The sequence below is a fragment of the Hymenobacter sp. PAMC 26628 genome, from assembly GCF_001562275.1.
Classification (GTDB): Bacteria; Bacteroidota; Bacteroidia; order Cytophagales; family Hymenobacteraceae; genus Hymenobacter.
Genome location: NZ_CP014304.1, coordinates 114,529 through 131,794 on the forward strand (window position 1 = coordinate 114,529; position 17,266 = coordinate 131,794).

The 17,266-nt window shown below is 64.3% G+C and carries 23 protein-coding genes and 1 tRNA gene; 14 read left to right on the plus strand and 10 right to left on the minus strand.

What is annotated here, in order from left to right:
• The first annotated feature begins 24 nt into the window (after positions 1-24).
• The 6 genes from rpmB (at position 25) to AXW84_RS00875 (ending at position 2,678) form a co-directional block, all read left to right on the plus strand.
• Positions 25-264, plus strand: coding sequence for a 50S ribosomal protein L28 (rpmB, locus tag AXW84_RS00855; protein WP_068227396.1), 240 nt, complete (start codon positions 25-27; stop codon positions 262-264).
• 252 nt (positions 265-516) lie between these two features.
• Positions 517-699 carry a 50S ribosomal protein L33 gene (gene rpmG / locus AXW84_RS00860; protein WP_068227398.1) on the plus strand — a complete coding sequence of 61 codons (183 nt, stop codon included), beginning with the start codon at positions 517-519 and terminating at the stop codon, positions 697-699.
• An 8-nt stretch (positions 700-707) separates the two neighbouring features.
• Complete coding sequence (locus tag AXW84_RS22905; protein WP_071889711.1) at positions 708-872, plus strand: DUF4295 domain-containing protein; 165 nt, start codon at positions 708-710, stop codon at positions 870-872.
• A gap of 140 nt (positions 873-1,012) precedes the next feature.
• A complete protein-coding gene (ftsY, locus tag AXW84_RS00865; RefSeq protein ID WP_068227400.1) occupies positions 1,013-1,990 on the plus strand; it encodes a signal recognition particle-docking protein FtsY in 978 nt (325 codons plus the stop codon).
• Between the two features lie 54 nt (positions 1,991-2,044).
• On the plus strand, positions 2,045-2,503 hold the full coding sequence (locus AXW84_RS00870; RefSeq protein WP_068227402.1) for a hypothetical protein: 459 nt from the start codon (positions 2,045-2,047) through the stop codon (positions 2,501-2,503).
• Positions 2,504-2,604: 101 nt separating this feature from the next.
• A tRNA-Asn gene (locus AXW84_RS00875) sits at positions 2,605-2,678 on the plus strand.
• 270 nt (positions 2,679-2,948) lie between these two features.
• Here AXW84_RS00875 and AXW84_RS24295 read toward each other — a convergent pair.
• The 4 genes from AXW84_RS24295 to AXW84_RS00885 all read right to left on the minus strand — a co-directional run bounded on the left by AXW84_RS24295 (position 2,949) and on the right by AXW84_RS00885 (position 4,226).
• Positions 2,949-3,095 (minus strand): hypothetical protein, encoded by a 147-nt coding sequence (locus tag AXW84_RS24295; RefSeq protein WP_157886735.1) that lies wholly within the window; start codon positions 3,093-3,095, stop codon positions 2,949-2,951.
• Positions 3,096-3,512: 417 nt separating this feature from the next.
• A complete protein-coding gene (locus AXW84_RS24300; protein ID WP_157886736.1) occupies positions 3,513-3,680 on the minus strand; it encodes a hypothetical protein in 168 nt (55 codons plus the stop codon).
• A gap of 86 nt (positions 3,681-3,766) precedes the next feature.
• Positions 3,767-3,931 carry a hypothetical protein gene (locus AXW84_RS24305; protein ID WP_157886737.1) on the minus strand — a complete coding sequence of 55 codons (165 nt, stop codon included), beginning with the start codon at positions 3,929-3,931 and terminating at the stop codon, positions 3,767-3,769.
• Between the two features lie 97 nt (positions 3,932-4,028).
• Positions 4,029-4,226, minus strand: coding sequence for a hypothetical protein (locus AXW84_RS00885; protein WP_068227406.1), 198 nt, complete (start codon positions 4,224-4,226; stop codon positions 4,029-4,031).
• A 529-nt stretch (positions 4,227-4,755) separates the two neighbouring features.
• Here AXW84_RS00885 and AXW84_RS25420 point away from each other — a divergent pair.
• Positions 4,756-4,926: a hypothetical protein gene (locus AXW84_RS25420; protein ID WP_204248410.1), complete on the plus strand. Its 171-nt coding sequence runs from the start codon at positions 4,756-4,758 to the stop codon at positions 4,924-4,926.
• Positions 4,927-5,296: 370 nt separating this feature from the next.
• Complete coding sequence (locus tag AXW84_RS00890; RefSeq protein WP_068227408.1) at positions 5,297-6,490, plus strand: sensor histidine kinase; 1,194 nt, start codon at positions 5,297-5,299, stop codon at positions 6,488-6,490.
• An 86-nt stretch (positions 6,491-6,576) separates the two neighbouring features.
• Here AXW84_RS00890 and AXW84_RS00895 read toward each other — a convergent pair whose 3' ends face one another.
• Positions 6,577-7,638: an acyltransferase family protein gene (locus tag AXW84_RS00895; protein WP_068227410.1), complete on the minus strand. Its 1,062-nt coding sequence runs from the start codon at positions 7,636-7,638 to the stop codon at positions 6,577-6,579.
• A 142-nt stretch (positions 7,639-7,780) separates the two neighbouring features.
• On the opposite strand from AXW84_RS00895, the gene AXW84_RS00900 reads away from it, so the two are divergent.
• A complete protein-coding gene (locus AXW84_RS00900) occupies positions 7,781-8,785 on the plus strand; it encodes an ABC transporter ATP-binding protein (protein ID WP_068227412.1) in 1,005 nt (334 codons plus the stop codon).
• Between the two features lie 291 nt (positions 8,786-9,076).
• Here AXW84_RS00900 and kduI read toward each other — a convergent pair whose 3' ends face one another.
• On the minus strand, positions 9,077-9,814 hold the full coding sequence (kduI, locus tag AXW84_RS00905) for a 5-dehydro-4-deoxy-D-glucuronate isomerase (protein ID WP_335339479.1): 738 nt from the start codon (positions 9,812-9,814) through the stop codon (positions 9,077-9,079).
• A gap of 190 nt (positions 9,815-10,004) precedes the next feature.
• Positions 10,005-10,775: an SDR family NAD(P)-dependent oxidoreductase gene (locus AXW84_RS00910; protein ID WP_068227415.1), complete on the minus strand. Its 771-nt coding sequence runs from the start codon at positions 10,773-10,775 to the stop codon at positions 10,005-10,007.
• A gap of 119 nt (positions 10,776-10,894) precedes the next feature.
• On the opposite strand from AXW84_RS00910, the gene AXW84_RS24310 reads away from it, so the two are divergent.
• The 3 genes from AXW84_RS24310 (at position 10,895) to AXW84_RS00920 (ending at position 12,183) form a co-directional block, all read left to right on the plus strand.
• Complete coding sequence (locus tag AXW84_RS24310; RefSeq protein WP_157886738.1) at positions 10,895-11,056, plus strand: hypothetical protein; 162 nt, start codon at positions 10,895-10,897, stop codon at positions 11,054-11,056.
• Positions 11,057-11,307: 251 nt separating this feature from the next.
• A complete protein-coding gene (locus AXW84_RS00915; protein WP_068227417.1) occupies positions 11,308-11,634 on the plus strand; it encodes a hypothetical protein in 327 nt (108 codons plus the stop codon).
• 99 nt (positions 11,635-11,733) lie between these two features.
• On the plus strand, positions 11,734-12,183 hold the full coding sequence (locus tag AXW84_RS00920; RefSeq protein WP_068227419.1) for a GNAT family N-acetyltransferase: 450 nt from the start codon (positions 11,734-11,736) through the stop codon (positions 12,181-12,183).
• A 23-nt stretch (positions 12,184-12,206) separates the two neighbouring features.
• On the opposite strand, the gene AXW84_RS24315 is transcribed toward AXW84_RS00920, so the two are convergent.
• Positions 12,207-12,506, minus strand: a complete 300-nt coding sequence (locus AXW84_RS24315; RefSeq protein ID WP_157886739.1) for a DUF6756 family protein — start codon at positions 12,504-12,506, stop codon at positions 12,207-12,209.
• Positions 12,488-12,715 (minus strand): DUF6756 family protein, encoded by a 228-nt coding sequence (locus AXW84_RS25345; protein ID WP_162268237.1) that lies wholly within the window; start codon positions 12,713-12,715, stop codon positions 12,488-12,490. Before AXW84_RS25345 ends, AXW84_RS24315 begins: the two co-directional genes overlap by 19 nt.
• Positions 12,716-12,983: 268 nt before the next feature.
• On the opposite strand from AXW84_RS25345, the gene AXW84_RS00925 reads away from it, so the two are divergent.
• The gene (locus tag AXW84_RS00925; RefSeq protein ID WP_068227422.1) at positions 12,984-13,856 is read left to right on the plus strand and encodes an EamA family transporter; all 873 of its coding nucleotides are present in this window, start codon (positions 12,984-12,986) and stop codon (positions 13,854-13,856) included.
• A gap of 718 nt (positions 13,857-14,574) precedes the next feature.
• On the plus strand, positions 14,575-14,856 hold the full coding sequence (locus AXW84_RS00930) for a hypothetical protein (protein ID WP_162268238.1): 282 nt from the start codon (positions 14,575-14,577) through the stop codon (positions 14,854-14,856).
• 540 nt (positions 14,857-15,396) lie between these two features.
• Here the strand turns inward: AXW84_RS00930 and AXW84_RS00935 are convergent.
• Positions 15,397-17,208, minus strand: coding sequence for a M61 family metallopeptidase (locus AXW84_RS00935; protein ID WP_236943213.1), 1,812 nt, complete (start codon positions 17,206-17,208; stop codon positions 15,397-15,399).
• Between the last annotated feature and the right edge of the window lie 58 nt (positions 17,209-17,266).

Sequence of the window (17,266 nt, forward strand, 5' to 3'; positions counted from 1 at the left end):
TGTAATTTCTAATCCCCCGATATCATGGCCCGAGTTTGTGATTTGACCGGCAAGCGCACCCGCGTTGGCAACAACGTGTCGCACGCCAATAACAAAACCAAGCGCAAGTTCTACCCGAACCTGCAGAAGAAGCGCTTCTACATCCCCGAGCAAGACGCCTGGGTGACGCTGAAAGTGGCCACTTCCACCATCCGCACCATCAACAAAAACGGCATCATGGCCGTGTTGAAAAAGGCCAAGGAGCAAGGTTTCGTAGTATATTAACTGAGCGCGCCGTCGGCGGGCCGGGCCACTAGCGACCGGCCCGCCGACGGCACTTACTGCCAAAGCCAGCGCCGATGCGCCAGCCCCCGGGCCGGGCATCGGCGCTGGCTTTGGTGGGCCCCCAGGGCCCCGGCGTGGCCGGAAATGCCTTGGCTGATAAGACTATAAATAAGCAATTGGTACCTGGTCTTTTGCGGATTCCCTAAAAGGCCGTACCTTTGCAATCCTAAAACCAAAAACAACCCCGTCGAGATGGCCAAGAAAGGAAACCGGGTGCAGGTTATCATGGAATGCACCGAGCATAAGAACTCGGGGCTGCCGGGCACCTCGCGCTACATCACCACCAAGAACCGCAAGAATACCCCCGAGCGCATCGAGCTGAAGAAATTCAACCCGATCATGCGCAAAATGACCGTTCACAAAGAGATTAAATAACCTGCGTTATGGCTAAGAAAGTAGTAGCAACTCTGAAAACCACGGAGAACGCCAAGAACTGGGCAAAAGTCATTCGCGCCGTGAAATCGGAGAAGACCGGGGCCTATACCTTCAAGGAAGAAATGGTGCTCCTCGACAAAGTGCAGGAGTTCATCACCACGGGCAACAAGTAAGCCGCCGGCCGCTGAACAATGAAAAAGTCCCGCCTTTGTGGGACTTTTTTCGTGTCAGGCCCGTCCGTTGTTGGGCCCCGGGGCCCTAGTTTTCACCCTTCTACACCGCCCGGCCCCGGCCGAGCGCACCGTCGTACCGCATGGGCCTCTTCGATTTTTTTAAGAAAGACAAGGACAGCAAGGAGCAACAGGCCTCGCTCGACGCGGGCCTGGAAAAAACCAAGACCAACTTTTTCAATCAGCTCAGCAAGGCCGTGGTCGGCAAGAACACGGTCGATGAGGCCGTGCTCGATGACCTGGAGGCCCTGCTGGTGCACGCCGACGTGGGCATTGACACGACGGTGAAGGTGATTGACCGCATCGAGCAACGCGTGGCCCGTGACAAATACGTGAGCACCAGCGAGCTGGACCGCATCCTGCGCGAGGAGATTGCCGCCTTGCTCGAAGACAACAACACCGGCTCGACGGCCGTGCTCGAGCGCGGCGACGCCGCGCAGGGCGCGGGGCCCTTCGTAATTATGGTGGTGGGCGTGAACGGCGTGGGCAAAACCACGACCATCGGCAAGCTGGCCCACCGCTTCCACAGCGCCGGCAAAAAGGTGGTGCTGGGCGCCGCCGACACGTTCCGGGCCGCGGCCGTCGACCAGCTCATCATCTGGGGCCAGCGCGTGGGCGTGCCCGTGGTGAGCCACGGCATGAACACCGACCCCGCATCGGTGGCCTACGACGCCGTGCGCAAGGGCGTGGAGCTAGGGGCCGACGTGGTCATTATCGACACCGCCGGGCGCCTGCACAACAAGGTGAACCTGATGAACGAGCTCACCAAAATCAAGCGCGTGATGCAGAAGGTGATTCCCGACGCGCCGCACGAGGTGCTGCTGGTGCTGGACGGCAGCACGGGCCAAAATGCCTTTTTGCAGGCCAAGGAGTTCACCAAAGCCACCGAGGTGTCGGCCCTGGCCATCACCAAACTAGACGGCACGGCCAAGGGCGGGGTGGTGATTGGCATTTCGGACCAGTTCAGCATCCCAGTGCGCTACATTGGGGTGGGCGAGAAGATGACCGATTTGCAGCTTTTCGACAAGCACACCTACGTCAATTCGCTGTTTCGCAAGTAGCCGCGGGCACTAAACTGCCCCGGCCGGCCGTTGCGGCCGCAAAGCCCTTTTGCCATGCGCCACATTCTTGCTTCGCTCCTTGCGCCGGCCCTGTTCGTGGGGGCCCTGGCCTCGTGCAGCTCCGGCGGCAGCGACGCCGAGCCGCTGATTCCCTACGCCCCGGTCAACCTCGTCATCGACCTCACCAACCAGCAGTACCGCGCCCTGCGCTTCGACAACGGCGTGGTGAGCCTGCCCGTGCAGGGCCCCGCCGGCACCGGGGGCGTGAAGGGCGTGCTGGTGGTGCGCCAGGACGCTGGCCGGTACCTAGCCTTCGAGCGCAACTGCCCCTACCATCCCTACGACGCTTGCTCGCTGGTGAGCCTTGACCGCTCGTCGAGCCTTTTTTTGCGCGATTCCTGCTGCGATTCGCGTTTTAGCCTCGCCGGCCAGGTCATTGGGGGCCCGGCGGTGCGGCCCCTGCGCGCGTACGCTACCAGCTTGCAAGGCACGCAATTAAGCATTGTGAACTAGGCTCTTGGCGCATTTTTTTAACTTTTTTCTGTTCTCATCTTGCGCTAACCGGTACGGTGCCGTAAGTTTGCAGTCCGAAAACGCCGGTTTCGGAACGAAATGCTTCCTTAGCTCAGCCGGTTAGAGCATCTGACTGTTAATCAGAGGGTCCCTGGTTCGAGCCCAGGAGGGAGCGCAAATATTACAAACGCCCCGTAGACCATGTGTTTGCGGGGCGTTTTGCTTGGGTACTGAGTTAGGGAAAGGCCATAAAAAAGAGGGCCCCAACCAATTGGTCGGGGCCCTCTTTTTTATGGCTCCAGTTTCTGGGCGTCGGCTTGGCTGGGTGCCGGTGTCCGCATTCACGCGGTTAATATACATTGCTTGAGCAATAACCCAGCGTTGTGCGCGGCAAAAAAAATAATTTATTCGTGCTGCGCGCACATGGGGCCCAGCGCGGGCTGGCTTAGGCTTCGAGCGGCAAGTAGCGCTGGAAATGCAGCTGGAGGATGGGGTTAACTTTTTCGCGGGCGAGGGGCTTGCTGACCAAGCCGGCGATGGGCAATTCTTGGATGCGCGCCAATTCGTTGGCGCGCATCCAAGTGGTAAGCATGACGGTGGCCCGTTGCTGGGCCTCGGCCAAGGCCAGGGCTAGCTGCTAGGTGCGCTCGACCACGCGGGTCTCCAAAGCGTGGTTGAGCTGCACAACCCGCTGGTGGGCCCGCACCTGCTCCGTCACGTTTATCGCTAGGTCTATTACCCCCGATACCTCGCCTTGGGGCCCTGCGGGGGCTGGTACACAAAGTTGAAGTAGTGGGTGGCCAACTGGTAGGATGGCCCCAGTTGCGCGGGTACTTCCGTGCCCTAAACGGCACCCACGTGCAGGCTACTTCGGCCAGGAAGTCTTCGACGCCCTGGCCGCGCAACTCGGGTACGCCCTGAAACAGGCCGATGGTTACCGGCGCCTGTGCCAGCATGGCCGGCAGCAGGCCGCGCTCGTGCGCGGCGGCGGCCAGGGCAGCGCGCGCGCCTAGTTGGCGCGCAGGGATTCTTCCGCGGCCGTGCAGTCAGGGCTGGCGTCGGTGAAGCTCACCACCAGCCGGGGCCCTCTGCGCCGGGCGGCGCAGCGGACGTATCCATCGAATCCGTCGGCCTGGTAATTGGTTTTGTAGAGCAGGGCCTTACCGGTTTCGAACACGTGCTGGTATTAGGTAAAAATGCCGGTGGCCGCCGCGTGAGGAAAGCGGCCCAGTACGGTGCCGCCCGGACGCTACGGCAGGCCCGCTAGGCGATGGCCGGCCGGGGAGGTAGCCAAAGTGAATCGACCACCTTGCCGCTGGGCCCGTGCACGGGGCTAACCAAGTGAATGGCGGCGAACGACACCTCCAGCCCGGCCAGTAGGTCGGCGGAGGCAAATAAATCGGCGAGCGGGGCCGGGGCGGCGGGCATATGGAAAGCGCAGAAATGGTCGGAAACGCAAAGAGAGGACAACTCGCCCCCACACGGCCGCCCCGCCCCGCTGGCCCCAGCCGAGGCTCCAGAGCGGCTAGCGCGGGGCCCCGTCGAGGGCCTGCCGCACTTCGCCCCAGCTCAGTTCGCCGGCCACGTAGCGCCGGTACAGCTGCTGCGCGTGCGGTGGGGCCTTGGCCTTCAAGCTGGGAATTACTGTTTGCATCTGCTCCAGTACCCAGGCTCGTTGCTGCGGCGTTTGGGCGCTGGGCCCAAATTTCGGGTTGTGTGCCATAAAGTGGGAAGCAACGCGTGTGTGAATTGCATCCGTAAAGGTCGGCCGCGAATAAATCCCCAGCGCTTGGTTAAACACTGATTTTAAGGCGCGAAAAATACTGTTAATTATTGCCTTAATGATGAAGGTATCCGGTGTCACGCAGGTCGCTTTGCGCAGCAAGGCCACTAGGCACGGCGGGGGGCGATGCTGAAAATATTGGCCGTTCGCCTACCTTTTAACTGCGCAACCCGTGCCTTGGGAGCGGCAGCGGCGGCGTTGGGGCACTTCATTATGACTGCTTTACAAGGCAATAACACCGCGGTTTCGGGGTAAGGCACGCGGGCCGTCGTGTTTGTGCACGGCTTCGGTTGCGGCCAGCACATGTGGCGGTTAGTAGCCCCGGCCTTTGGGGCGCACAACCGGGTGGTGCTCAACTTGGTGGGCGCCGGCCAGTCGGACCTGGCGGCCTACGACCCGGCCCGCTACGCCGCGCTGGGCGCCCATGCGGTCGACGTGCTGGCGGTGCTGCGGGCCCTTGCACGGCGTTGTGCTTGTGGACCACTCGGTGGGCGCCACCACCGGGGGGCTGGACGCTGCGCAGGAGCCGGCGCGGGTGGCCCAGCTGGTGCTGGTAGCGCCCACGCCCCGGTTCCTCAACGACGACGGCTACCTGGGCGGCTTCGAGCCGGCCGACTTAGAGGAACTGTTTGGGCCCTGAACGATAACTGCCTGGCCTGGGCCGCCGACTTGGCTCCGGTGGGGATGGGCTGCCCGGCCGGCCAGCGCTGGCCACCGAGCCCACCCGCAGCTTTTGCCGCACCGACCCGGTTATCGCCCGACACCATGCCCGCGTCACGTTGTGGAGCGAGCACCGGGCCGACGTGGCCCACGCGCGCACCCCGAAGCTGATATTGCAAAGCGCCCGCGATGCGCTGGTGCCGCTGGCGGTGGGGCCTGCCTCAACCAGCACTTGCGGGGCAGCCAGCCGGTGGTGCTCAATACCTTGGTCCACTGCCCGCACCTGAGCGCCCCGCAGGCCACCACCGGGGCCATAGAACAGTTTTTGCCCCCGCCCGTACGTTAAGGGCATGAGCCCCGACGCCGATGAGCCCTTGCCTGAGCTGGACTTGCGCCTAACCCAGGAAGACCCGGAGGACCTGTACGAGCACGCCCCCTGCGGGTACTGCTCGTGCCTACCCGATGGCACGCTGGTGAAGCTCAACGCGACCCTGCTCGGCTGGTTGGGCTATGCTCGCGAAGAGTTGGTGGCGCGCCAGGCCCTGCCGCAGCTGCTCACGGTGGGCGGCCGCCTCCATTTCGAAACGTACGGCGTGCCCTTGCTGCTGCTCCACAGCCAGGTGCACGAGCTGAGCTACTCGCTGCGCCGCAAAGACGGCACCGCGCTGCCCGTGCTGCTGAGCGCCGTGCTGGTGCGCGACGCCGACGGCATGCCCCTGGTGGTGCGCGCCACGCTGTTCGACATCACCGAGCGCCGCAAGTACGAGCAGGAACTGTTGCGTGCCAAGGCGTTGGCGGAGGAGCGGGGCGCGCAGCTGGCCCGCGCCAACGCCCAGCTTACGGCCCAGAACGAGCAGCTCACGCGCACCAACGCCGACCTCGACAGCTTCGTGTACACGGCTTCGCACGACCTCAAGCAGCCCATCGACAACATGACGGGCTTGTTTGAGGAACTCAAGCGCACGGCCACCTTCGCCGACCCCGAAGCGGCGAGCATGGTGGGCATGTTTGCCGAAGCCTTGCAGCAAATCCTGGGCACCATCAACGGGCTGGCCGAGGTGGTGCAGGTGCAGCGGCAGCTGGAAGAAACGACCGCCGAAACCGTGGCGCTCCAGCCCCTGGCCGAGGAAATTGTGCGCAGCCTCCAGCCACAGGCCAGCGAGGCAGAAGCCGAATTTGAGCTGGACTTTGCCGCCGCGCCTGTGCTGCACATGGCCCGCCCGGGCGCGCAAAGCCTGCTTTACAACCTGCTCAGCAATGCGTTGCGCTACGCTCAGCCCGGGCGCCGGCCCCGCGTGCGCGTCAGTACCGCGCGGGCCAGCACCGGCACCGTGCTGACGGTACAGGACAACGGCCGCGGCATCGACCTGGAGCGCCACCGCCGCCACCTGTTCCAGCTTTTCCGCCGCTTCCACCCCGACGTGGCCGGCTCGGGCGTGGGCCTGTACTTGGTGCAACGATTGATGCACCAAGCCGGCGGCCGTGTGGAAGTGGACAGCGCTGTGGGGCAGGGTACCGCCTTCCACCTTCACTTTCCCGGGTAGCCCACAGGCCCCAAGGGCCACCTGCGCAAGCTGGCGACAGTGTGGTTCCGGGCCGGGGCCCTGCTGCTGGCCGGGGCCCCGCCCGGCTACGCTGCCGCCGGCGCGGCGCGGCGGGTACGGGCGCTGAGCCAGGCCCGTACGGGCTCGTCGTAGAAGCGCAGGGCTGCCCAAGCCAAGGCCAGGAAAAACACCAGGAGGCCCGCCATCACGGGGGCCGCCTGGGCCAGCGTGGGGCGCGTGGCGGCCACCCAGTGCGTGAAAATGTAGATGAACGGGTAGTGCACCAAGTAGAGCGGGTACGAGAGGCGCCCCGAAAACCGGCACAGGGCCCCCAGCCGGCCGGCCGTGTACGTGCCCGCCCCGGTGGCCACCACCAGCGGAAACAGCACCACCACGCAAAACGCCTCGTAGTACGCGGCCGGCTGAAAAGCCGGCGCGGCGAACAGCGCCAGCAAGCCCAGCGACAGCAGCGGGTAGGCCCAGCGCAGGCGCAGGCGCCAGCCCCGGCGGAACACCAGCAGCCCGGCAAAAAACGGGAACGCCACCCGCACCGGCGCCATCCAAAACGTGTCCCAGCCCCAGCCGCCCTGCAAGTGCCCGTGGCGAACGGCCGCGGCCACCAGTGCCATAGCCGCCACGCCCACCGCCGCCGCCAGCGCCCGGGGCCCCAGCCGCGGCCCCACCAGGGCGTACACGATGTTGGCCAAGTACTCCTGAAACAGCGACCAGCACGGGCCGTTGAGCGAGTGGGTTTCGCCGTAGTGGTTGGGCAGGGGCGGGGCGGGCAGCAGCAGGGCCCCCAGGGCCCCCACTACCACCAGGTAGCGCGTGCTGATGCTTTGGTGGTCTACGTACGGGTCGAGCCAGTAACACCCCAGCCCGAGGGCCACGGCCAGCAGCACCATGGGGTGCAGGCGCACGAGGCGCAGGCGAAAGAAATCGCGCACCCGCAGCGCGGGCCAGCGCGCATCGTAGGCGTAGCCCACCACGAAGCCCGAGAGCAAGAAGAAGAAATCGACGGCCAAGTAGGCGTGCCGCAGCGGGTTGATGGCGTAGGCGGGATTGAAGGCTTCGAACAAGTGGAAGACGACGACCAGCAGCGCGGCCGTGCCCCGCAAGCCGTCGAGAATTTCAAAGTGCCGTTTCATCGGGTGGGGCGGGAGCAGGAGGAAAAAGGGGCCGGCAATATACCCCAGCCCCAGCCCGAGCCCGCCGCGCCGGGGCTTCGAGCCAGGAGCCCGACCTTTGCCGCGAACGATTCGCTTTCCCCCTTTGCTTCAACCCGCCGGAATGGATTTGCTAACGGTATCGGGCCTTGGCCTTGCGGAGCGCGGCCGGGCCGTGCTGGCGCCCCTCAGCTTTGGGCTGCGCGCCGGGCAGCGCCTGGCCCTGGCCGGCGAGAGCGGGGCCGGCAAAAGCACCCTGCTCCAGCTCATTGCCGGCCTGGTGCAGCCCAGCGCTGGCACCGTGCACGTGGCCGGCCGCCGCGTGCGGGGCCCCGCCGAGGTGCTGGTGGCCGGCCACCCGGGCGTGGCCTACCTCTCGCAGCGCTCCGAGCTGCCGCAGCACCTGCGCGTGGAGCAGGTGCTGCGCTACGCCCAGGCCCGCCCCGCCGTGGACGCCCCGGCCCTGTACGCCCTTTGCCGCATCGACCACCTGCTGGCCAACCGCACCGACCAGCTCTCGGGCGGCGAGCAGCAGCGGGTGGCCCTGGCCCGGCTGCTGCTGGGGGCCCCGCAGCTGCTGCTGCTCGACGAGCCCTTCTCGAACCTCGACCGCACCCACAAGCGCCAGCTCCGCGCCGTGCTCGACGGCGTGGGCGCACGCCTGGGCATTACCAGCGTGCTGGTGTCGCACGATGCGGCCGACACGCTGCCCTGGGCCGATGAGATTCTGGTGCTGCGCCGCGGCCAGCTGGTGCAGCAGGGCCCCCCAGAGCACTTGTATCGCCGGCCGGCCGACGCCTACACCGCCGCCCTCTTCGGCGACTATTACCTGGTGCGCGGGGCCGACCGCCAGGCCCTGCTGCCCGCCGTGGGGCCCCCCGCCCCCGGCACCGCCCTGCTCGTGCGCCCCGAGGACCTGCGCCTCGGGGCCCCCGGCAGCGGGGCCCCTGGCACGGTGCGGGCCGTGCGCTTCATGGGCAGTTGCTATGAACTGGAAATCCAGCTCGCCGGGACCACCGTGCGCCTGCCCGCCGCCACCGCCGCCCTGGCCCCCGGTGCCGCAGCGCACGTGGCCCTGGCCCTCGGCGCCGGTTGGGAAGTAAAGGACGACGGGGGAAGTGATGCGTAAAGCGTTGTCATAAAAACCGCTACAATGAAACATAAGTCGTCATGCTCATCTGGCGTCCGCGCAGCCGAAGCATCTCTCCCGCGTAACTAATTATGATCACTGCTGCGGGAGAGATGCTTCGGCTGCGCGGACGCCAGATGAGCATGACGACCTAAAGAATTCCCTAGTCGATTCCAGGTTAGCCTATGCACCAGCTGCTTACCGTAGCTCACTGATGGCGGCCGGGTCCATGTCGGTGTATTCCAGGTTTTCGCCGCCCATGCCCCAGATGAAGGTGTAGCCCGCCGTGCCTCAGCCCGCGTGGATGGACCACGGCGGCGAGAGGATGGCCTGGCCCTCGCCCACCCACAGGTGGCGGGTTTCCTGGGGGTGGCCCATTAGGTGCAACACGCGCTGGCCCTCGGGCAGGTTGAAGTAGAGGTAGGCCTCCATGCGCCGGTCGTGGGTGTGGGCGGGCATGGTGTTCCACACGCTGCCGGGGTGCAGCTGCGTGAGGCCCATCACCAACTGGCAGCTCGCAATGCCTTCGTTGTAAATGTATTTGTAGATGGTGCGCTGGCTGGCCGTTTCCAGGGCCCCCAGCGTTACGGGCGTGGCCTCGGCCTGGGTGCGGCGGGTGGTGGGGTAGGCGCGGTGCGCGGGCGTGCTGAGCAGGTAGTAGCGGGCCGGCTGGGCGCCGTCGGCGCTGGCAAACTGCACGTCGCGGGCGTCGCGGCCCACGTACAGGCAGTCCTGGGGCCCCAGTTCGTAGGCGGTGCCGTCCACCGTCACGGTGCCGGCGGCGCCGGTGTTAAGGACGCCCAGCTCGCGGCGCTGGAGGAAAAAGTCGGCCTTCAGGTTGTCAGGGCAGGGCAGGGCCAGGGGCCCCGCGGTGGGCACGGCGCCGCCCACCACCATGCGGTCGTAGTGGGTGTACACAAGCGTCACCTCGCCGGGCACAAACAGGGTTTCGATGAGGAAATTCGCGCGCAGCTCGGCGGTGTTCATGGCCGCCGTTTCGCGCGGGCCGATGGCATAGCGTTGGGTCATTGCAGTAAGGAGAGGATGGGAAAGGAAGAGTTATGTTGTAAGGATAGCCTATAGAAGAGCTACTGTGTAGAAAGGCCGTCACGCAAAAAGCATGTCATGCGGCAGGGCCATTGATTAAAAAGGCCGTCATGCAGCGCGCAGCGAAGCATGACGGCCTTTTTAATCAATAAACGAATTGTCAGCCAATCAATTATCGGCCTATCCAGCCGCCGTCCACCGTTAAAATGGTGCCGTGCACGTAGTCGGCGGCGGCGCTGGCCAGGAACACGGTGGGGCCCTTAAAGTCGTCGGGCTGGCCCCAGCGGTTGGCGGGGATGCGGCTCAGGATGGCGGCCGAGCGGCCGGCATCCTGGCGCAGGGCCTCGGTGTTGTCGGTGGCGATGTAGCCCGGGGCAATGGCGTTCACGTTCACGCCGCGGCCGGCCCACTCGTTGGCCAGGGCCTTCACCAGGCTGCCGATGGCACCCTTGCTGGCCGCGTAGCCCGGCACGTTGATGCCGCCCTGAAACGTGAGCAGCGAGGCCGTGAAGATGATTTTGCCGCGGCCGCGGGCCAGCATCCGGGCCCCCACGGCGCGCGCCAGGCGGAAGGGCGCGTCGAGGTTGATGGCCAGCACGTCGTCCCAATCGGCGTCGGGGTGCTCGGCGGCGGGGGCCCGGCGGATGGTCCCGGCGTTGTTGACTAAGATGTCGATTTCGGGGAAGTCGGCCAGCACTTTCGTGGTGAAGGCATCGGCCGAGGCGCGCTGGCTGAAATCAGCCTGGTAGGCGCTGAACTGCCGGCCCAGGGCCCGCACCTGGCGGCCCACTTCGCCACCGTCGGCGGCCAGCGTGGCCGATACGCCCACGACGTCGGCGCCGGCTTCGGCCAGGCCCACGGCCATAGCCAGGCCAATGCCCTTGTTGCAGCCCGTAACGAGGGCGGTTTGGCCGGTAAGGTCGAAAGCAGCGGAAAGCGACATACAGGAAAGGCGAAAAAGACGGGAAATAGGGCCCCGGCCGCGGCGGCCGGGGCTGGGCAAATGTATTGCCTGCCGCCGGGCCAGCTCTCACGGCCTTACCTGGCCGCTACTTTAAAAAGGTGGTCAACCGCTACCCGTTTGACTACGACACCCGCCTCTCGCTGGCCTCTACCTACCCCAGCCTGGGCAAAAAAGCCGAGGCCCGCGCCCGCTACAACCGCACGCTGCTCATCCGCCCCGGCGGTGCCAGCGCCACGGCCCGCCTGCGGCACTTGCCGTAGCACCGCCCGCCGTTGCACAATGCCCAGCCGGGGCTGCACGATGCCTTGGCCGGCTGGGCCGGCCGGGGCCCATTTTGGTTCGCCGGGGCCGGAGCGCCGTTGGCCGGGTTTTCGCCGCTGCCCGCCGGGTACGCGCCAGTGGCCCGGGGAAACGCAAGCATTTTTGTAATACAAATCAACCGCCAATAAATGCTACTAAGGGCGGGCGGGTTTAGCCACATCTTCTTTACGATTGAATTTTTGCCTGTTTCATGAAAACTGCACTGTTGGCTTTCTGCTTGTCGATGCTGGCCCTGGGAACCGCCGTGGCCGCGCCCTGTGTACGGATCCCGTGGCCCCACCACGAAGGCACCCGGCCGTTGGTACGCTTTCTTGTGGCCACGCTGCGCGTGCGCGACCGCCAGGCGCTGGCCATCCAGCAAGTACTTAAAACCCACACCCTGGGCACGCCCACCACCGACGAGCTGGCCACCCTGCTGCGCCCAGTGCTTACCGAGGCCCAGTTTGCCAAGTTCCAGGACCTGGCGAGCAGCAAGCTGCTGGGCCCTAACCTGACGTACCTGGCCTCACTGCACTAAACCGGCCCCGGCGCTAGGTGAGGCGCAAAGATGCGCCGCCGGTGGGGCCCCGGGGGCCCACCGGCGGCGCATCTTTGCGCCTCACCTAGCGCCCCGCCCATGACCCTCGCCTGGACCCTCCAGCCATTCGCCGCCCTATCGGTGCCCGAGCTTTACGCGCTGCTCCAGCTGCGCAGCGCCGTGTTTGTGGTGGAGCAAACCTGTGCATTTCAAGACATTGACGGCCACGACGCCGACGCCCTGCACCTGCTGGGCCACACCGCAGCCGGCGAGCTGGCGGCCTACGCCCGGCTGTTTCCGGCGGGCCGCAGCTACCCCGAGGCCAGTATCGGGCGAGTGGCGGTGGCCCCGGCGTTTCGCCGCCACGGCCTAGGGCGGCAGCTCATGCGCGAGGCCCTGGCCCGGTGCGAATCGCAATGGGGGCCCCAGTCCATCCAAATCGGCGCCCAACTTTACCTGCGCGAATTCTACCGCAGCTTCGGCTTCGAGCAAGTAGGCGACGGGTACTTGGAGGATGACATCGCGCACATCCACATGCTGCGACCGTAGTGGAGGAGGGGTTGGCGGTCAGGTTAATTCTCTTTTTTAGCTTCTATTAAAACAGTGGCGCCTGGAAAATTCAATTCTTTCATTTTAGGAATTATACTCCCTAATCCGACCAATGCATCGTGGTCTGTATGACAAAGTAGCCACGTATATTCTTTGCTGACTAAGTAATATTCAAAGTGACTATGTTCTTGTAGAAGCAACTGAATAGCTTCCACAGTGCCTTGGAAAAGCCAAAATTTACTAGGATCATGGTCGATGTCACAAGCCACAAACCAAACCCGCTCTTGCGCATCAAGTAGCGGAATTAAATAATCAAACGCCAAACAGTTTCAAAGAAAATACTGTACTGTGGACCCTTGAAATTTTCCCACCACCAATTGAAGTGCATATTAGAAGAAGTCTTGGTGATAAAAGCAGCTTCTATTTTGTGTAGTATAGCCGGCCATACATGTATGCCAACAGCCTCAAAATATTTAGGCGATATACCTGAGCTACGGGCGAGTTGAAGCAAGTTATCTTTGAAGCCAGGCATATAAAAAGGGCGTTAGAAACAGAGGAAAGGTAGCAGAATTATATACTTATTTATTCATCGGTTGAAGAATATAGACGGCCAATAGCTCATGCTGTGATAGAATTGCCCCGAAACAGAAGAAGCCCAGCTACTACGGCGGCCGGAGCTTCTCCCGTTTCGGCGCAATGCGGCCGTGGGGCCCCGCGGGGGTTTGGGCCGGGCGCATCGGGCGGCCGAATTTTGCCTGCGCTTGCGCCGCTGGTTCCGCGGCGGCTTGCCTTGTTCCGTTATGCCGCGTTCTGTTCGTTCTTCGCTGCCTGCCGTGCCGGCTGTGCTGCTAGCCATTGTGAGTGTGCAGGGCGGCGCGGCCATTGCCAAGGGCCTGTTTCCGGTGCTGGGGGCGGCGGGCACCACCAGCTTGCGCATCGGCTTGTCGGCGCTGGTGCTGCTGGCGGTGGTGCGGCCCCGGCTGGGGAAGTTGGGGCTCGCGCAGTGGCGGGCCGTGGTGCCCTACGGCTTGGCGCTGGGAGCCATGAACCTCCTGTTTTACTGCTCGCTGGCCCGCATACCGCTCGGCCTGGCCGTGACGCTGGAGTTTGTAGGGCCCCTGGGGCTGGCGCTGGCCGGCTCGCGGCGCTGGCTCGACGGCGTGTGGGTGCTGCTGGCCGCCGCCGGCATTGCCCTCATTGCCCCGTGGCACGGCGCGGGCGTGGACCTGCTGGGGCTGGGCTTCGCGCTGGCCGCTGGCGGGTGCTGGGCTGTGTACATCGTGCTGGGCCAGCGCACGGCGGCGGTGCTGCCCGGGCCGGTGGCCGTGGCGGTTGGGATGCTGTTTGCCGCGCTGCCGGTTTTGCCCTTCGGCATAGCCAGCGGCAGCTTGCTCGGGCTCACGCCGCAGCTGCTGCTGCTGGGGGGGCTGCTGGCGCTGTTCTCCAGCGTGCTGCCTTTTTCCCTGGAAATGCAGGCCCTCAGGTTGTTGCCCACCCGCACGTTCAGCATCCTGATGAGCTTGGAGCCCGTCGCGGCGGCCTTATCGGGCTGGCTGTTTCTGGGCGAGCGGCTGACGGTGGGGCAGTGGCTGGCGGTGGGCTTCATTGGGGTGGCCAGCGCGGGCGCCACCCTCACCACGCCGAGCCCCCAGCCGGTGCACACTGGCGAGTAAGCTAGGGCCCCGGCGACGCGCGGCCTGGCCCGGCGCGCGGTGGAGCGCTTGCATTCTTGCACGGCACGCACGCGTTGCCGGGCCCCTGGCGCCTGGGGGTGGCGAACTACGTTTTTGTGCCCCGCGTAGTGCCGGCCGATAGCGCCGCCGCTGCCAGCGCCAGTTCGGCCAACTTCCCTGCCCCAGCGTGCCGCAGCTGATGGCGGCCAAGTAGCGCCTAGCCCAGCGCAGCCACGCGCTGCGGCCCGATTCGCTGCCGGCCGTGTTAGACGCGTTCCGGGCCATGTTTACCCCGGGGCCCTGGGCTACCTCCTGCGCTTCCTCCCCAACGGCTTCACCTTCTAATTCAAGCGCCTGCGCGAGCCGCCGCTCGGTACTCACCCAGGTGGTGCCCGTCACGGCGGCTATCTGGTTAGTGGTCCAAGTAAAATCGACCGTACTTCAACCGTTTATTTACTTCCAGTTCTATTCTAGCAGTAATTACCGAATAAGCAGCGCCGCCCCGGCCCAATAACGCCGCTGCTAAATCCGTATTTTCGGGGCTTTGGCCAGCCGGCAACGGTGGTGTTAACGCGTGGGCCCAGCGAAAGCACCACATTTTTCCACATTATTTCGGCTAGCCGCAATAATTTATACGTAGTAAAAATAGGTGCCGATTTACTGCTTATTTGCATTACTTTTGCCCCACAATAATTACGTAATTTTATTTTTCGACAGCATGGCTTTGAATTTTGACGAATTTCAGAAAGTAGTTGAGTCTGCCCAGCAGGCAGACGCGGTGAAAGCGGACCTCAAACGTGCTTTGAAAAAAGTTACGGGGGCGCTTGATGCGTTGCAAGGCGCCCTTGGCGAAATGGAAACCGTTCTCGCCGACGATTACGTGGCCACGCCAAAAGAGCGCAAGCCGCGCCAGGCCCGGGCCCCCAAAGCCGAAACGGACGGTGAGGCCTCCAGCGCAACGGGCAAAAAGCCCGGCCGCCCAAAGAAAACGGCAGAATAAGCCGACCAACTGCCAATAAAAATGCCCCCGCTTTTAAATAAAGTGGGGGCATTTTTATTGGCTCTGTTCGAATGGGCGCGAATAATTTTCATTTTAGCAGCCAATCGAACGCGAGTATTGCTAGTTTTCTGGAATTAGAAAAGGTTAGTTCTGTTGAAGTATAAAGTGATTACCTGTGCTCCAAACCTTAAAGACTGTTTGTGACTCATTTTTATTTGCCTTTCGTTTTGGCTGACGCCAGGCGTTATCGGTGCTGTATTTGACATGGCCGTTAACCATGACTATACGAAAGACCCGCTGCATAATTTAAGTCGATTCGAATTTTACTATTCTTGGGTATTTCCTATTTGGTGGCTTATCATATTGGTTGGAAGTTTGTTGCCAGCAATTGTATTTACTGCTCTTCGCGTCGTTTATCGAGGGAGGCGTTATCACCGCGAAGTGGCCAATTAAGGCCGGTAAACAACAAGGCTCCATAAACCAAAAGAAGCCCCGGCAACTGCTGTGGCCGGGGCTTCTTTTGGTTGCGGGCTGGGGGCCCTACAGGTTTTTCAACCACACGGCGCGGGCGGCCAGCTGGCCGGGGGTGGCGGCGGGGTCGGGGGCAAAGTGGTAGCGCTGCACGTCCTCGGCGGCGGCCAGCTTCACGCGCACCTCTTTGGCAGGGGCCCCGGCGCGGCGGATGCTCAAGGCCAAGTCGGAGCCGGGCGGCCGGGCGGCCAGCTGGTCGGGGTCGAGGGCCAGGTAGCGGGGGCCCGCCAGCGGCACCCCGCCGAGGGCCACGAGCTGGTCGCTCACGGCCACGCCCGCGGCTTGCAGGGCGGGCCCCACCTGCTTGTAGTACACGTTGCCCTCCCGCACGTCGTAGGCCACGGGGCCCAGCGTGGCCACCTGGCGGCCGGTGTGCAGCACGGCGTCGTAGCGGATGCCGATGCGGCCGAAGTACTCCTTCAGCGGCAGCGGCTCGGTGCCCTGCACGTAGCGCCGGAAGAAGTCGCCGATTTCGGGGTAGGTGAGGGCGGTGAAGTCCTGGAAGAAGTTTTGCTCGCTAATGGGGCTATCGGGGCCGTATTTTTTGGCCAGTTGCAGCAGCACGTCGCGCAGGCCGCGGGTGCCGTGGCTCAGCTCCAGCAGGCGCAGGTCGAGGGCGCTGGCGGTGAGGGCCCCGCGCTGGTAGATGTTGTTGTACTGGCGCTGCCCCTCATCCGAGAACGAGTTGAGGCCCAGCTTGCTGAGGGCGTAGGTGGTGTCGGAGCGGGTGCGGTCGTACTGCTCCTCGTTGTGCAGCACGGCCAGGTAGTCGGCGAGCGGCACCAGACCCCCGCGCAGCTGCATCATGTGCGAGGCCCACTCCGTCACGCCCTCGTAGAGCCACAGGTGCTGCGAGCCGGTGGGGTGCACGAAGTTGAAGCGCTCGATGATTTCGGAGTGGATGTTGAGCGGCGTCACGATGTGGAAAAACTCGTGCGCCGCGATGTCCACCACGCCCTGCGCGAACTCCGGCGTCAGGGCCCCTTCGCGCAAAATGTACTCCGAGCTGTAGGAGTGCTCCCAGGCCCCGGCGCTTTTGTCGCTGAACAGGTACAGGAAGGCGTAGCGCTTCACTGGCAAGTCGCCGCCCAGGAAGGCCTGCGCGGCGCCCAGCATCTTTTGCATGTCGGCCAGCAGCGGCGTGGCCTGCACCAGGCCGGTGGCCGAGTAGCAGTACAGGGCCACGTCGGCGTTGCCAACCTTGGTTTGGGCGTTGGTGAGGTTGCCGAGCAGGATGGGCGAGTCCACGGCCTGGTCGTAGCTTTTGGCGTGGAAGTAGCCGTCGCCGTCGGGCACAAGCACGGTGCCCACCGTCCAGGCGGCGGGGTGGTTCAGCTTGAGGCGCAAGGGCTTGGCCTGCCAGCCCTGCGGGTAGCCGAGCACCGTTTGGCCGTTCACCAAGGCGTGGTCGGGCTCGAGCGACGAGCCGCACATGCGGTAGATGCTGTGCTCGGGCACGGGCGTGGCCCAGGTTTCGGCAATGGTGTAGCGGATTTCGCGGGTTTTGGTGGGCTGGGCCAGCTCCCACTGGTTGGGGCCGATTTGCTTGCTGCCCAGGGGCTTGCCCTTGGCGTCGAAGGCTTCAAACTGGCGCACGTAGCGGCCCATGTCCATCACCTGGTAGGTGCCGGGCGCGGTGGCGGCAAACTGGTACACGGCCTGCTCCTTGCCGAGCTTGGGCGTTTCGAGCCGCACCTGGAACTGGTGGGGCCCCGCGGCGGGGTCCATGCTCACGGTGTAGGTCAGCTCTTTGGGGGCCGGGGCAGCCACGGCGGGCGCCGCGGCCAGCAGCGCGGCCAAGCCGAAAAAGGAGGTTTTCAAAGAAAAAACGGGAATGAGTGGGAAAATGCAGGCGCAAAGATCGGCAGCGCCGGCGCAG

Excerpts from the sequence above, each read along its gene's own strand:
- rpmB (WP_068227396.1), top strand. The coding sequence starts at position 25 with ATGGCCCGAGTTTGTGATTTGACCGGCAAGCGCACCCGCGTTGGCAAC.
- rpmG (WP_068227398.1), top strand. The coding sequence starts at position 517 with ATGGCCAAGAAAGGAAACCGGGTGCAGGTTATCATGGAATGCACCGAG.
- AXW84_RS22905 (WP_071889711.1), top strand. The coding sequence starts at position 708 with ATGGCTAAGAAAGTAGTAGCAACTCTGAAAACCACGGAGAACGCCAAG.
- ftsY (WP_068227400.1), top strand. The coding sequence starts at position 1,013 with ATGGGCCTCTTCGATTTTTTTAAGAAAGACAAGGACAGCAAGGAGCAA.
- AXW84_RS00870 (WP_068227402.1), top strand. The coding sequence starts at position 2,045 with ATGCGCCACATTCTTGCTTCGCTCCTTGCGCCGGCCCTGTTCGTGGGG.
- AXW84_RS24295 (WP_157886735.1), bottom strand. The coding sequence starts at position 3,095 with ATGCTTACCACTTGGATGCGCGCCAACGAATTGGCGCGCATCCAAGAA.
- AXW84_RS24305 (WP_157886737.1), bottom strand. The coding sequence starts at position 3,931 with ATGCCCGCCGCCCCGGCCCCGCTCGCCGATTTATTTGCCTCCGCCGAC.
- AXW84_RS00885 (WP_068227406.1), bottom strand. The coding sequence starts at position 4,226 with ATGGCACACAACCCGAAATTTGGGCCCAGCGCCCAAACGCCGCAGCAA.
- AXW84_RS00890 (WP_068227408.1), top strand. The coding sequence starts at position 5,297 with ATGAGCCCCGACGCCGATGAGCCCTTGCCTGAGCTGGACTTGCGCCTA.
- AXW84_RS00895 (WP_068227410.1), bottom strand. The coding sequence starts at position 7,638 with ATGAAACGGCACTTTGAAATTCTCGACGGCTTGCGGGGCACGGCCGCG.
- AXW84_RS00900 (WP_068227412.1), top strand. The coding sequence starts at position 7,781 with ATGGATTTGCTAACGGTATCGGGCCTTGGCCTTGCGGAGCGCGGCCGG.
- kduI (WP_335339479.1), bottom strand. The coding sequence starts at position 9,814 with ATGACCCAACGCTATGCCATCGGCCCGCGCGAAACGGCGGCCATGAAC.
- AXW84_RS00910 (WP_068227415.1), bottom strand. The coding sequence starts at position 10,775 with ATGTCGCTTTCCGCTGCTTTCGACCTTACCGGCCAAACCGCCCTCGTT.
- AXW84_RS00915 (WP_068227417.1), top strand. The coding sequence starts at position 11,308 with ATGAAAACTGCACTGTTGGCTTTCTGCTTGTCGATGCTGGCCCTGGGA.
- AXW84_RS00920 (WP_068227419.1), top strand. The coding sequence starts at position 11,734 with ATGACCCTCGCCTGGACCCTCCAGCCATTCGCCGCCCTATCGGTGCCC.
- AXW84_RS25345 (WP_162268237.1), bottom strand. The coding sequence starts at position 12,715 with ATGCCTGGCTTCAAAGATAACTTGCTTCAACTCGCCCGTAGCTCAGGT.
- AXW84_RS00925 (WP_068227422.1), top strand. The coding sequence starts at position 12,984 with ATGCCGCGTTCTGTTCGTTCTTCGCTGCCTGCCGTGCCGGCTGTGCTG.
- AXW84_RS00930 (WP_162268238.1), top strand. The coding sequence starts at position 14,575 with ATGGCTTTGAATTTTGACGAATTTCAGAAAGTAGTTGAGTCTGCCCAG.